10 protein-coding genes are annotated in these 14,949 nt (G+C 37.8%); 8 read left to right on the plus strand and 2 right to left on the minus strand.

Annotated features, from left to right (window positions below; genetic code table 11):
* Positions 1-13 precede the first annotated feature (13 nt).
* Positions 14-1,159 carry an IS200/IS605 family element RNA-guided endonuclease TnpB gene (tnpB, locus tag BR87_RS00400; RefSeq protein WP_035027363.1) on the plus strand — a complete coding sequence of 382 codons (1,146 nt, stop codon included), beginning with the start codon at positions 14-16 and terminating at the stop codon, positions 1,157-1,159.
* A 501-nt stretch (positions 1,160-1,660) separates the two neighbouring features.
* Here the strand turns inward: tnpB and BR87_RS00405 are convergent.
* The gene (locus tag BR87_RS00405) at positions 1,661-2,416 is read right to left on the minus strand and encodes a MurR/RpiR family transcriptional regulator (RefSeq protein ID WP_035027365.1); all 756 of its coding nucleotides are present in this window, start codon (positions 2,414-2,416) and stop codon (positions 1,661-1,663) included.
* Positions 2,417-2,591: 175 nt separating this feature from the next.
* Between BR87_RS00405 and BR87_RS00410 the strand changes: the two genes are divergently transcribed.
* The 7 genes from BR87_RS00410 to BR87_RS00440 all read left to right on the plus strand — a co-directional run bounded on the left by BR87_RS00410 (position 2,592) and on the right by BR87_RS00440 (position 13,099).
* A complete protein-coding gene (locus tag BR87_RS00410; protein ID WP_035027368.1) occupies positions 2,592-3,944 on the plus strand; it encodes a 6-phospho-beta-glucosidase in 1,353 nt (450 codons plus the stop codon).
* A complete protein-coding gene (locus BR87_RS00415) occupies positions 3,931-4,650 on the plus strand; it encodes a glucosamine-6-phosphate deaminase (RefSeq protein WP_035027371.1) in 720 nt (239 codons plus the stop codon). Before BR87_RS00410 ends, BR87_RS00415 begins: the two co-directional genes overlap by 14 nt.
* Before the next feature lie 54 nt (positions 4,651-4,704).
* Positions 4,705-5,964: a PTS sugar transporter subunit IIC gene (locus BR87_RS00420; protein WP_035027374.1), complete on the plus strand. Its 1,260-nt coding sequence runs from the start codon at positions 4,705-4,707 to the stop codon at positions 5,962-5,964.
* Positions 5,965-6,168: 204 nt separating this feature from the next.
* Positions 6,169-8,514, plus strand: a complete 2,346-nt coding sequence (locus BR87_RS00425) for a glycoside hydrolase family 65 protein (RefSeq protein WP_035027377.1) — start codon at positions 6,169-6,171, stop codon at positions 8,512-8,514.
* Positions 8,515-8,855: 341 nt separating this feature from the next.
* On the plus strand, positions 8,856-9,665 hold the full coding sequence (locus tag BR87_RS00430) for a glucosaminidase domain-containing protein (RefSeq protein WP_051929583.1): 810 nt from the start codon (positions 8,856-8,858) through the stop codon (positions 9,663-9,665).
* Between the two features lie 637 nt (positions 9,666-10,302).
* Complete coding sequence (locus BR87_RS00435; protein ID WP_035027379.1) at positions 10,303-11,640, plus strand: FAD-dependent oxidoreductase; 1,338 nt, start codon at positions 10,303-10,305, stop codon at positions 11,638-11,640.
* The gene (locus BR87_RS00440) at positions 11,630-13,099 is read left to right on the plus strand and encodes an AcpB/EbpR/MafR family transcriptional regulator (protein WP_035032616.1); all 1,470 of its coding nucleotides are present in this window, start codon (positions 11,630-11,632) and stop codon (positions 13,097-13,099) included. The genes BR87_RS00435 and BR87_RS00440 overlap by 11 nt, the downstream gene beginning before the upstream one ends.
* A 269-nt stretch (positions 13,100-13,368) precedes the next feature.
* On the opposite strand, the gene BR87_RS00445 is transcribed toward BR87_RS00440, so the two are convergent.
* Positions 13,369-14,289, minus strand: a complete 921-nt coding sequence (locus tag BR87_RS00445; protein ID WP_035027383.1) for a nuclease-related domain-containing protein — start codon at positions 14,287-14,289, stop codon at positions 13,369-13,371.
* Between the last annotated feature and the right edge of the window lie 660 nt (positions 14,290-14,949).

Raw genomic sequence — 14,949 nt, forward strand, 5'->3', positions numbered from 1 at the left:
AGGGGTAGAACATATGTTCAGGTCGTTCCGTTACCGGCTTTATCCAAACAAAAAACAACAAACATGTCTAAACAAAACCATCGGCTGTTCTCGTTTTGTCTATAATCACTTTCTGAACCAGTGGAACACACAATACAAAGAAACCGGTAAAGGATTGTCCTACAACACGTGTTCTGCCCTTTTGACACATCTCAAAAAACAAGACGAAACCTGCTGGCTCAAAGAAGCCGACAGTACGGCCCTCCAGTCTTCTCTTCGGGATTTGGCGGACGCATTCGACCGCTTCTTCAAAAAACAAAACCAGCATCCACGCTTCAAGGCGAAGAAACACGCTAACCAATCCTACACAGCCAAAAATAATGTAAACAATGGGAACTCTTCCATCGAAGTCGTTGGGAGCTATGTAAAGCTGCCGAAACTGAAGTGGGTCAAGTTTGCTAAAAGCCGCGAAGTGGAAGGCAAGATCATCAGTGCCACAGTTCGTCGGAATCCTTCTGGAAAGTACTTTGTATCGCTTTTGTGTGAAACAGAGGTGACGCCTTTTCGCTTAACAGGTTCTGCAGTCGGCATCGATTTGGGGATTACGAATTTTGCGATCTTGTCCACAGGAGAAAAACGAGACAATCACCGTTTCACTTCCAAGATGGAACAGAAACTCAAACGGGAACAAAGGAAACTGTCTAGAAGACAGGAGCAAGCAAAAAAAGACGAAAAAGACCTCTTTGAAGCGAAAAATTACCAAAAGCAACGAATAAAAGTGGCAAAACTCCACGGAAAAATCGCCAACCAGCGAGAAGACTTCTTGAACAAGTTGAGTACAGAGATCATCAAAAATCACGATATCATCTGTATCGAAGACTTGAATGTGGAAGGCATGAAGAAAAACCATAATCTCGCTAAATCTATTTCGGATGTGTCTTGGACGGCTTTTGTGGATAAACTAGCCTACAAAGCCAAGTGGCACGGAAGAAAAATAGTAAAAGTGAACCGGTGGTTCCCTTCCAGCCAACTGTGTTCTTCTTGCGGCCATCCTGACGGAAAGAAATCTCTTGAGATAAGAGAGTGGATTTGTTTAAAGTGTGGTACCCTTCACGATCGGGACCTCAATGCGAGCCAGAATATCCTACATGAAGGACTACATTCCCTACAACATGTATAATAAACCAAACCATAGGAACTATGGGAATCGCTTGGCCAATAAAAGTAACCTCTGTCAGCAAAGACATCCGCTGTTAAGTCTGCTTTGTTTCCAAGAATCTCCCACTTCTAAGTGACAAAATAAGTGGGAGTAGTTCAAGGTTCTGTTCTACTAGTATTTGAACTCTTGCTAAGCGCTTATTTGAAACGTTCAATCAGCTGATGAAAATATCATAACAGGATTTGAAGCGGTATCATATATGGTTAAGGTGTTTTTGAACAAGTTTAGAAATGTAAAAACACGTTCACGTTTTAAATGAAAAAAGGTTTAAAATGGTTTTTCTTTAAACTACGTCACAATAAAAAGAAACAGCTCTTTTTTAAAGAGCTGTTTCTTTTATTGTGGAATATATGAGTTAAGTAAACTTAATCCTATGTTTCTTTAGATAGGAATAGTTTGGTTCAAGAAATTTGTCAGTAGGCTAAGATCTGGAATCAAGAAAATATCATCAGTTTTATACCATTACTTATTAGATTTTTTCTTATGTGCTTTTCTAACTTCTTTAGCTAAAAATTCAATAGTATATAATGCAGGAATTTGAGAAGTAATATCTGCATGTTTATTGTATTCTTTGGAAATATAATAAGGAATATTTACATCAGATAATTGGGCAATTGTCGATTTAGAGCTATTTGTAATGGAGATGATGGAGCTGTTAGTAAAGTTAAGATGATTTAAACAATTAATAATTTCGTTGGTTTCTCCAGATACAGATAAAGCAATAATGCAAATTTTTTTAGATAAGCTTTTTGATACATAATCGATAGGTAAGTTTACCGGATCTTCAATTCTTAAAGCGATATTAAAAATGGAAGAAAAATATAACGAACCATATGCAGCTATAATATTTGAAGAACCTAATCCTAAGAATAAAATCAATTCTTTGTCCTTTAGTAAGTCTACGGCTTCTTTTATTCTTTCTTGGTACAACGGCTGGGTTGTTCTGCTAATAAAATCGATCATTGCCATTTCATCTATTCCTTCAAAGGACGTTGTTTGATTTTCTTTTAAATATATATTTAATTTAATACGAAATTCTGAATACCCTTCACATTCAAACTTTCTGCAAAAACGTAAGATACTTGTAGGGCTGGTGTGTGTATTACTGGCTAAATCCCGTATTCTCATATAAATAACCTGTTCCAAATGAGCAGAAATATACTTATATATGTCTCTATCTAGAGGAGTTAGCTCAGGGGTATAGTCTAAAAACAACATGTTAATCAGTCCTTTCAGTTTTGTAAATTAAATGTAGAACGCCCTGTTACTGTAATGTAACGGGTTCCAAAAGTCAAGATGGTATCCTAAACAACTGGTAAATGTAACTATCCATAATTTTTATATTATAATAAAACCGAACAAATGAAAGCGTTATAATTTTCAAGGAGGTTATATTGTGGAAGGTATAAAAATTGTTACGATAGGTGGGGGTTCTAGTTATACTCCTGAATTAATTGAAGGGTTCATTAATCGGTATGATGAATTACCAATTAAGGAAATATGGCTAGTAGACATAGAGAAAGGACGTGAAAAACTCAACATCATTGGAGATCTTGCCAAAAGAATGGTAGAGAAAGCCAAATTGCCTATTCATATTCATTTGACTTTTGATAGGGAAGAAGCGCTAAAAAATGCAGATTTTGTTACGACTCAATTTCGTGTAGGACAATTAGATGCTAGAGAAAAAGATGAAAAAATTCCTTTAAAATACAATACGATTGGACAAGAAACAAATGGCCCAGGCGGATTATTCAAAGGGTTAAGAACTGTTCCAGTTATTTTAGATATTTGTTCGGATATGGAACGACTTTGTCCAGATGCATGGTTGATCAATTTTACTAATCCTGCAGGAATGATTACGGAAGCCGTATTAAGATACAGCAATATAAAAAAAGTGGTTGGATTGTGTAATGGCCCCATTGGAATCGAAAAAGGCATAGCTGAATTATTAAACGTTGACAAAGATGAGATTTTTGTTGAATTTACCGGATTGAACCATATGGTCTTTGCTAAAAAGATTTATTTAAGAGGCAAAGATGTGACTAAAGAAGTTATGGAAAAAATGGTGGGCCAAGAAGAAGCTATTGGATTAAAAAACATTGAAGAAATTGGCTGGGAGCCAGAATTTTTAAAAAAACTTGGAATGATTCCCATTGGTTATTTAAGATATTATTACCAAACATCAAGAATGCTAGAAGAACAGAAGAAATCGTTTGAGCATGAAGGAACAAGAGCAGAAGTGGTAAAAAAAGTAGAAAAAGATTTATTCGAACTATATAAAGATCCTAATCTATCTGTAAAACCAAAGGAATTAGAACAAAGAGGAGGAGCTTATTATAGTGAGGCAGCATGTAATTTAATTAATTCTATTTACAATGATAAAAGAGATATCCAAACCGTTAATACACGTAACAATGGAGCTATCTTAGATATTGATCCTAATTCAGCTGTAGAAGTAAATTGTGTGATTACCAGTCATGGTCCAATCCCATTAACCACTGGAGAGCTGCCTATTCCAATCAAAGGGTTAGTTCAACAAATCAAATCATTTGAAAGAACAGCAATAGAAGCTGCCGTAACGGGAGATTATGATACAGCCTTATTAGCAATGACGATCAATCCATTAGTCAATAGTGATACAGATGCAAAACGTATGCTGGATGAACTACTGGAGGCGCATAAAGAGTACTTGCCTCAATTTAAATCAAAAAATAAAGAAAGGAGGACCAATGATGCAACCTTTTAACTTAATAAAAACCAAAAATTATGAAGAACTCAGTCAGGCAGCAAGCGAAATAATCATTAAAGTGTTAAAGGAGAACCCTCATTCTCTTTATTGCTTTGCGGGAGGCGACACTCCTGTTAGGACACTAGAGCTGCTGGTAAAAGCTCATAAGGAAAAAGAAATCAACTTGTCTGACGCTTATTATATTGGATTGGACGAATGGGTGGGATTAGATAGTTTTAATGAGGGAAGTTGTTTATCTTATATGAAAAGGAATTTGTTTGATCCTGCGAACATTCCTGAAGAACAGGTACATTTTTTTAATGCTACGTCTGAAGATTTGGAAAAAGAATGCAATTTAGCAGATGAGTATATTAAAAAACATGGTGGGATAACGCTCTCTTTATTAGGAGTGGGAGTAAACGGACATTTAGGATTTAACGAACCGGGTACTAGTTTTGAAAGTTTGGCTCACATTGTAGACTTGAATGACATAACTAAAAAAGTAGGCCAGAAATACTTTGAACAAGATGTAATGATTAGTCAAGGAATTACATTAGGAATCAAACAACTATTAGAATCTAAGTACCTTATCCTTGAAGCAAGCGGTGAAACAAAAAAAGAAGCTGTAAAAAAACTAATGGAAAGTAAGATAACTGAAGATTGGCCAGTAACAGCATTGAGACTTCATACTAACTGTACAGTGGTGCTGGATGGAATGCTATAATTTGAAATTTAAAAAACGTTTATAACATTAAAATGATCAGAGGAGAGATGGTATATGTTAGAGGTATTCGAAAATAAAATTGTTCCTGTTCTGTTTAAGATTGGTCAAAATAAGCGATTGATTGCTATACGTAATGGACTTTCCATCACGATTCCATTTACCATTATTGGAAGTTTTTTCTTAATTATCGGAAATCTCCCGATACAAGCATGGATGGATTTTATTTCTCCCTATTCAGAGATATTAAATGCACCTGTAAATGTCACATTTGGTATGCTGGGATTGATCTCCGCTATTGGAATTGGTTATTACATGGGAGAACAATTAGATGTAGAGCCGATTTCTAATGCTGTGATTACGTTGGTAGCCTTTTTGCTAGCTACACTGTCAAAAGAAAATACATTAGATATTGATTCCTTGGGAGCTGTAGGAATGTTCACAGCTATCATTGTCTCTTTGTTTACTGTTGAAGTCTACCGATTCTTTATTCGTAATAATATAACCATTAAAATGCCTGAAGGAGTTCCGCCTGCTGTTGCTCAATCTTTTATTAGTTTGATTCCAGCATTTGTCATTATTACTGTAATTTGGATTGCTCGAGTGATTATAGGAGTCGATCTAAATGCCATTATTCAAACCGTTTTTCAGCCACTAGTATTTGGCCTAGATAGTATACCTGGTTTAATTATTTATTCACTTCTAGTTTGTCTTTTATGGTCAGCTGGTATTCACGGTGATCATGCTTTAGCTGGAATTGCTACTCCCATTTTTTTAAGTAATCTAGCTGCGAATACAGCGGCTTTCCAAGCAGGCACGCCTTTACCTCATGTTGTAGTTGATGGATTTTGGATTGTATTTATGTGTCTCGGAGGTACTGGTTCAACTATTGGATTGGTTTTAAATATGATGAGATCAAAAACAAAAACGTATAAATCACTAGGTCGTTTATCTTTACCCTCAGCTATTTTTGCTATAAATGAACCGGTAATCTTTGGTTTTCCAATAGTAATGAATCCGATCATCATGATTCCATTTATTTTAACACCTATGATCTTAGGAACTATTGCCTATATACTAACAAAATTAGGAATTATTGGAGCAATCGTCTTTTTAGTTCCATGGACGACGCCACCAGTAATTGGAGCTTATCTAGCTACAAATGGAAATATCCCTGCAGCTATTTTCTCAGTTTTATCTATTGTCGCTTCTTACTTTATCTATATGCCTTTTTTCAAGGTAGCAGAGAAAAAACAATTGCTGCTTGAAGAAGGAGAGACTGAAGAAGAAGCAATAGCAGAACTACGTAATGTTTAAAATGATTTTGATAACGCATACAATGCAATGAACCGATATAAAACAACTCCTTCTCTTTAAAGAGGATGTTTGACAACATTCTTGAACGAGAAAGAGTTGTTTTGATTAAAGCTATATCATGGCAGGTAAAAACATAAAAACAATTCAAAACGGTGAATACTTTATATTGTATAAATAATGAGAGGAAAAGAACGGAGAGAGTGAATGAACCAGTTATTGAAAGGAACAGAATGGGAAATTTGGGAAGAAAAGGTTGATCCGGCTTTAATTGCTCATAATGAGACCCTCTTTTCTTTAGGGAATGGGCACATTGGTACGCGAGGCAGCTTAGAAGAAAGCTATTTAAATAAAAACTTTACTGTAAATGAAGGAAGCTATGTAAATGGCTTTTTTGAATCTGCACCGATTATTTATGGAGAAACGGCCTTTGGTTATGCTAAACATACACAAACGATTTGTCAAGTTCCTAATGGAAAAGAAATGAGCTTTTCGATTGATGGAGAGTGGTTTCATTTAGGGGCAGGAACCATCTTAAACCATAAACGTGTTTTAAATATGAAAGAAGGAATTCTTAAACGTTTCTTTACGTGGAAAAACGCAAATGGGAAAATAGTCGATGTGGTGATTGAGCGATTTGTTTCTTATGATACACCTGAAATATTAGCCATTTCGTATACGCTAACACCAGTAAACTTCAGTGGAGAGATCATCTTTAAAAGCTGTTTGGATGGTGATGTAAACGTCTCTCCCGTTGTTGGAGACTTAATAGATGATCCTCGAGTGGTTAAACGTGAAAAGCGCGACTTTCATACTTGCTTAAGCTATGAAGAAAATCAAGCTTTTTTAGTAGCCGCCACAGAAGTCAGCAACTTGCATTTAGCAACCGGACAGCTAGTTAGTGTCTCCTCGTCTAATGAAAAACCTCAACGTAGAGCGACCGATGATTACATTCTAAATGAAATCACCCTTAATGTTACAGAAGGAAAGACAGAAGCCATTGAAGTGTTTACCGGCTATAGTACTTTTTATTCAGCAGCTGAACAAGACAGTACAATGATTAAAACATTAGGAAAAACCTTACAAGAAGTTGAAAAACTAGGGTACGAGAAACTTAAAGAAAAACACTTAAAAACCATGAATGCCTTTTGGGAACAAAGTGACATTCAAATCAAAGGCGATACAGTATTGCAAAAAGGATTGCGGTTCAATTTATTTCATTTAAACCAAGCTGCTGGACGAGACGGTCTAACCAACATTCCGGCTAAAGGACTGACTGGTGATGGGTACGAGGGGCATTACTTTTGGGATACAGAGATGTACATGCTGCCCTTTTTTGTTTATACTCAACCGGATATTGCAAAGTCTTTGCTAATGTACCGCTATTCTATTTTGGAAAATGCACGAAGACGGGCGCGAGAGTTAGGTGTGGAACAAGGAGTGTTGTTTCCATGGCGGACCATTAATGGAGAAGAATGCAGTGCCTATTATCCAGCAGGCACAGCACAGTTTCATATTAATGCCGATATTGCTTATGGAGTAAAATTGTATTTAGAAGCTGTAAATGACCTAGACTTTAGATACCATGAAGGATTAGAAATCCTAGTGGAAACAGCTCGTTTTTGGATAGAATTTGGCGATTATATTCCCAAAAGCGGGAATACTTTTTGCATTAATGGAGTAACAGGTCCAGACGAATATACGGCTATTGTTAACAATAATTATTACACGAATCTAATGGCTAAAACGAATTTAGAGTATGCTGCAAAATTGGCTAAAGAAGTGTTAAGCGAACCCGGAGAAGAGACCTCAGAGATAGTCGAAAGATTAACGATTGATAGTAGTGAAATTCAGCTTTGGGAAGAAGCTGCTGAAAAAATGAAATTACCATTTGATCAAGAAAAAAAATTAACGAAACAGGACGATACATTTTTTGAGAAAACTGTGTGGGATTTTAAAAATACACCTAAGGAAAAATATCCTTTGTTGTTACATTACCATCCATTGATGATTTATCGTTACCAAGTGAATAAGCAAGCAGACGTCGTTTTAGCTCAACTGCTGCACTCTAAAAACATTTCTAAAGAGCAAAAAATACGGGATTACCATTATTATGAATCCATCACAACTCATGATTCTTCTTTGTCCCGATCTATTTTTGGAATGATGGCGAGTGAAATCGGAGAGAAAGAAAAAGCTTATCGTTATTTTATGGATACAGCATTAATGGATCTTGTTGACCAACAAGGAAACACAAAAGATGGAATTCATGCTGCTAATATGGGCGGAACGTGGATGAGTATGGTGTATGGATTTGCAGGAATGGCCATCTATGAAGATAGATTAACTTTTTCGCCTAGATTACCAAAAGAATGGCAGGAGTTACGTTTTAAAATTCATTTTAAAGACAGGTGGCTTAAAATTATCTTATCTGAACAACAAACGATTTATGAGCTGATCTCGGGAGATAGCTTAACTTTTAGTCATAAAGATAAAGAAATTTTTCTTGAAGACAGTTTAACGATTCTCAATGTAAAAGAGGACATCCAGTAGTTTACTGAAGCTAAGTCACTCAGAAAAGTACAGATAGAAGTTTTAAAAATTTATATGTAAAAAAAGCCTTTGTAGGCTTTTTTTATTTTTTGGTAATTCCTGGTTAGAGGCAGGATTTCAAAAACAAAAAAAAGTAAGCACAGATAGGAGAATGAAGTTAACTCCTGCAATTACTGGAAGCGGCAGTGTGATTGTTTTTAGGTTTACTGAGGCTGCTATATAAAATAACCAACTATTAGGAATTTGAGTATTTTTATTTGCAGGGGTTACAGTTATTGGGCTATTTGTCGTTATTATTGTAGTATTTGATTTGTATAAAGAATCAAAAGGAGGAATGAATAATGAGCGCACAAACAGAAGGCTTTATCAACAAAGTGAAAGGAGAGGCTACAGCATTGTGGCCCGTCTACAAGGTTCTGCCATCGGTGGCTATCGCACAAGCAGCGCTAGAATCAGCGTGGGGCACATCTGGACTTGCTGCTAATCACAATAATTTATTTGGCATCAAAGGCGATTATGGCGGGAATGCGGCGAATATGGCTACTTGGGAAGTGTCTGGCGGTATAACTTATTATATTACCGCTAATTTCAGATCCTATCCTGACTGGGCAACTTCGATTAAAGATTACGGCGTATTTTTAAATGTAAACAGCCGCTACAAACATGCTTTAGGTTTAACAAATTATAAAAAACAGATTAAAGCCATTCACGAAGCGGGCTATGCGACGGATCCGCATTACCAAAGGAAAATCATTTCAATTATTGAAGCAAACGATTTAGCGAGATTTGATAAACAAGTATTGGGTGGTATGGTATCTGCTCCTAGTAAACCGTCAAACGATAAAATTACTGGCAAGAGCTACACAGTTCAGTCGGGTGATACGTTGAGCGGAATTGCCGTTAAGCAGAGAACAACTGTAGCTACCTTGCAAAGCTTGAATAGCATTAAAAACGCCAATTTGATCTATATTGGGCAAGTCCTTAAGTTGCCTGGAGCAGCTGCTTCGAGTGGTGGAACCTATACGGTTAAATCAGGTGATACTCTAAGTGAAATTGCCATTCAGGTCAAATCAACGGTTAAGAAGCTGCAAGACAAGAATGGCATTAAAGATGTGAATAAAATTTACATTGGTCAAAAAATAAACTATTAAACGAAGCAAAACTCTATCTCTTAGTTGAGGTAGGGTTTTGTTGTGTTTTAAAGATAAGGATGATTTTGGGCATTTCGGCCGCGCCGAAATGGTCTGACTTAAGCTAATAAAATCTGTTGCGTGACCTAACTAAGATGCAGCAACAAACTTAGGGCAGGATAAACTTCTTTGCGTGACTTAACGGGTTATGATTTCTCTACTTATGTCACGCAATACCTATTTAAGTGCCCTAACAAGTAGTAGGTGCTCTCTTTAGGTCACGCAAATCAAATTTTAAAAATATTTCAATGCGGTTCATTTCGGAGGCAGCCGAAATGGACTGACTTGAGCTAATAAAGTCTGTTGCTTGCCCTAACTAGGAGGCAGTAACAAACTTAGGGCAGGATAAACTTCTTTACGTGACTTAACAGGTTATAATTTCTCTACTTATGTCACGCAACACCTATTTAAGTGCCCTAACAAGGATTAGGCACTCTCTTTAGGGCACGCAAATCAAATTTTTAGACCATTTCAATGCGGTTCATTTCGGCCCCAACCGAAATGGTCCAAATTCTTCCAGCTGGTAACTTTCGTCTGCGCGAAAGTTTTCCGCTATGTGTTATACTTGAGAGAAATCACATGGATGAGGAGTAATAGTATGAAAGTAGTCATTATAGGGGCTTCTTTTGCTGGGGTAGCGGCAGCTTTAGAGGTTCGTAAAAAACAGTCCGATGCAGAGATTCTTTTGCTGGAAAAGCAGCCGACTTTAGGGTACATTCCGAATGGTCTGCATTTGTACTGGGAAAATAGGATCTCCGATTTAAAAGACGCTTATTTCATCACTCAAGAGCAATTGGAAAAACAGCATATTCGTTGCTATTTAGCAGCGGCTGTTGAAAAAATCCACACGAAACAGAAAACAGTTGACTATCTTTACCAGGAGCAAGAAATGACGATCGCTTATGACAAATTGATCATCGCTACGGGTTCGAGCCAGTTATCGCAAAAAATTACAGGCAGCGATAATGAAAATGTCTTGAAGTACAAACGGCATCATGAAGCCGAAGCAGCTTTAGCCAAGATGGAAGCCAGCCAAAGTGTCAGCATTATTGGAGCGGGTCAAGTGGGAGCAGAAGCAGCTGATTTATTAAGCAAGCAGCAAAAGCACGTCACATTGATTGAAAGCATGGACTACGTGTTGTTCAAGTACTTTGATCAAGAGATGATCCAACCTGTGCAGCAGAAAATGCGGGAACAAGGGATCGATTTGCGCTTGAACCAAACCGTTTCGGCTATTGAAACTGAAGCGGATCAGCAGGTCACGGTTCGATTTGGCAATGAAGCGGTTAAGAGCGATGCCGCTATCTTAGGGGTAAACGTGCGACCGGACTTGCGCTTTTTGGATGAACACATTCATCTTCACAGGGACCAAACCATTGCCGTCGATCGCTATATGCAAACGTCGGCGAAAGATGTGCTTGCTGTTGGCGATTGCATCCAGCTGGCTTTTGGAGAAGACGACGAAACGGTGTACATTCCGCTGGTAAACAATGCTGTCCGGACAGGAATCGTGGCGGCTGCGAATCTTATCCAACCAGAAGTGGAATTTAAAGGTTCCTTGCGTACGATTGGAACGCATTTATTTGGCTACTACATTGCCAGCACCGGTATAACCGAAGCCGAAAGTTTGTTTACTGGGCAAACGGTTAAAGCTTGTCGGCAAGAAGTGCGCTTAACCAGTCTGCCGGATGCCGACACCGTCATGATCAATTGGATCTATGATGCAGCCAGTCACGTTTTACTTGGCGCACAACTGATTTCGACTTCAAATATCTTAGAGAAAATCAATACAGTGGCGTTGGCCATTCAAACGAAACAAACGTTGGAAGATGTGCGGCAAAAAGATTATTTCTTCCATCCATCCTTTTCTCAATTGATTTCGGCCACTAATTTGGTTTCGTGGCAAGAAGTGAGGGATGACGGAAATGAAGATTGAACACTTCCTTGAGAAAAATGAAATCAGAGAAGTCACGATTTTTAAACAACTCGTGTTGAACGGTGGGACTCTCTCTTATGCGGAAATGCTAGAACATTTGGCCGTTGCTAAAGCTTCGCTGGATAAAGATTTGGAATCTATTTCTTTTCGGATTCAAGCGCTTGCTGATCAGGTTCAAGTCAACTATGATGGACAGTCCATTTCGTTGTTCATGAGCGATGACTATTCATTGCAGCAGATTTATCAGCTTTATTTGAATCAGTCAGTCAAAGTGGAATTGATCCGTTTTTTATTTAAACACCAAGAATTTTCGATTGTTCAGCTGACTCAAAAGTTGCTGATCAGTGATTCTTCTTTATTTCGTAAAATCAAAGAATTGAACAGCTATTTGAAAGAGTTCGGCATCAAAATCCGTAACGGTCAGCTGCACGGGGAAGAGTTGCACATTCGGTATTTCTACTTTCAATTTTTCAGCTATATTGAGGAAAGAAATGCCCTTTTCACTTCGCATTCCGATAAACAAATCACTCAAATGATCCAAGCCGTGGAAAGTTTTTTGCATGTGGCGATTGAACCTGAAAACAAACAGCGTCTTAACGTTTGGATGCTTATCAGTAAAAACCGTGTCAATAGTAAAGAGAAGCAGTATACCCATTTACGCGAACAAATGCAGCCTTATTTAGAAGATCCGTTGTACCAAAAAATCCGTATTATGGTTTTGCGCTACTTCAGCCGTTATTCGATTGAAGTCGATGAAGAAGAAGCGATGCTGCACTTTGCTTTTTTACTGGCTTTTCCTATCCTGACCGAACACGATTTTCACGAATATCGCTTGGAACGGGATCGTCGTGCACCGATTGCGGTACTCGATACCTATATCGTGGAAACGATTATTATTCAATACAAATTCCGCCGATTGCCGTATATGTTGGAGCGCGATATGTATTATCACTTATCTCATATTCACACAAAACTGTATTTCTTCCAAGGCGATATTGAAATCTATGACTATGACGAAATGCTAGCCAAAGAAAAACAATTTACTGGTCGGGATTTGATTTCATTTGCACAGACATTGCTGACTATCAGTATAGGCAAGCTGGGAATCAAAGAAACTGAAGAAAATAGTCTGGTAAAAATGGAATTGCTGAAATACAGTAGTTTACTGGCCATTGTATCCTTTAAAATGACCACCATCGTGCAAATTGGGATCGATTTAAAAATGGAGAGTATTTATACGGAAACGTTGAATCAGCTGCTGATACTGAATATGCGGCATATCAACGGCATACGAGTAGAGGCTTATCAGCCGAATAAACACTACGATCTCATTCTTACTAATGAGCAACCCACCGAAAAGGACCACTACGAAGATGCTAAAGTGTACGTCCTCTCTGAAATCTTGTCGCCTTTCGATATGAAAAACATCCAGCGCATCGTGCAGCAGTTAAATGCTTAGAATAGGACATTACACTGTATGGGCTTAACGGATTGGATTTTGGAAATGATGAGAAAAGGGTTTGCCTACCTTAACGGTGTTTATTCTACATGCTTAGGGCAGGGAAAAACGGATATCGTGCCTTAACTCGCATAAGTTCATCAGGTTAGGGAAGGGAAATTCATTTTGCGTGCCCTAACGTTGTTCTATCTAAAGGGTTACGTTACGCAACGTCCTAAATAAAACTAACCATCTATAAGCGATAACTGCTTAGGATGGTTAGTTTTTGATTATACATAATACGAAGCTCTTCCTATATCAATTAGCACATATTCCTTTTGCAAGGCAGAACGAATTCTTTTCTCAGAACACAATCCACCACACCAATCGTAAATAGCTGGTACAGTTAGTTTTTTATCTGGAAACAGGTACTTGAATTCCAACACATGCCGGGAAATTAGAGTTGAAATTCGTTCTTTATGACCGCATGCTTTGCATGTGCAGAATTTGCTATTGAGCTCAATCTCTGGAATGAATTGCTCGCATCCTAAACAAATAATGCCTTTTTTACATTCCTCATAGGTGTAATCCGGTATGCCATTTAAATAAGGTTTTGTTTGAGCAGACAATTCGCATAACGTTTTAGCGAGAAGAAAATGTTTTTCAGAAAGAGGTTCTAACTGTCCAGTTAACTTTCTGAAATGTTTTGGAAGTGTTGCGCGCAGCAGAATTTTTTGGATGTTTTCCACGTCATACAGCATAAATTCAGGATGCACAAACGCCACAAAAGATTTAATGGGCAGGTCCATTTGGTGGGTTTCCAATAAGCTTTGGAGCAATGAAGTATGGCGATTGATTCTTTCTGTTGGGCTATGAAAAGATTTTCCAGATGGGATAGATACAAGAAACCCATCGTTGTAAGTATATTCTCCGCCATAATTTTTTACTTCATATAGCAAGATTTCTTGCGCGGTGATGATCAATGCATCAATTTGAAAATCTGTGCTGCCGATTGCTAGCGGTAAATCATTCAAAACGAGACAATCATTGGATAATGTGACTGTCAATGTATCAAAGAAACACTCACCATCTTGATAACCTTTTACTTGGTTCTGGTATTCATTCCAGTTCTCTTGAGAAAATTTAATTCGGTTTTTTAAATAATCCAATATCAGCAATTTATAAGGTTTTTCACGTTTTTTGTAAATCACTTTGCACTCTCCTTTCTAGCTGAATGTCCGCAAAAACTACTTTTTTATTTCTATAAATGGAACTTTATTTATCAAATGAACTTTAGCGGTATCAAGTCAGACCATTTCGGCCACGCCCGAAATGCACCGCATTGAACCTGCTGTAAAAATTTGATTTGCGTGCCCTAAAGAGGGTGCCTACTACTTGTTAGGGCACTTAAATGAGTTTTGCGTGACATAAGTAGAGGAATTATAATCGGTTAAGTCACGCAAAGTGGTTTACCCTGCCCTAAGTCCGTTGCTGCAGCTTAGTTAAGTCACGCAATGGATTTTATCGGTATTAAGTCAGACCATTTCGGCTGCGTCCGAAATGCACCGCATTGAACTGCTGTAAAATTTTGATTTGCTTGCCCTAAAGAGAGTTCCAACTACATGTTAGGGCACTTAAATAGGTGTTGCGTGACTTAAGTAGAGAAATCATAATCAGTTAAGTCACGCAAAGTGGTTTACCTTCTCCTAAGTCTGTTGCTGCATCTTAGTTAGGTCACGCAACAGACTTTATCAGCGTAAGTCAGGCCATTTCGGCCACCGCCGAAATGCACCGCATTGAACTGCTGTAAAATTTTGATTTGCTTGCCCTAAAGAGAGTTCCAACTACATGTTAGGGCACTTAAATAGGTG

The sequence above is a fragment of the Carnobacterium mobile DSM 4848 genome, assembly GCF_000744825.1.
GTDB classification, from domain to species: Bacteria; Bacillota; Bacilli; order Lactobacillales; family Carnobacteriaceae; genus Carnobacterium_A; species Carnobacterium_A mobile.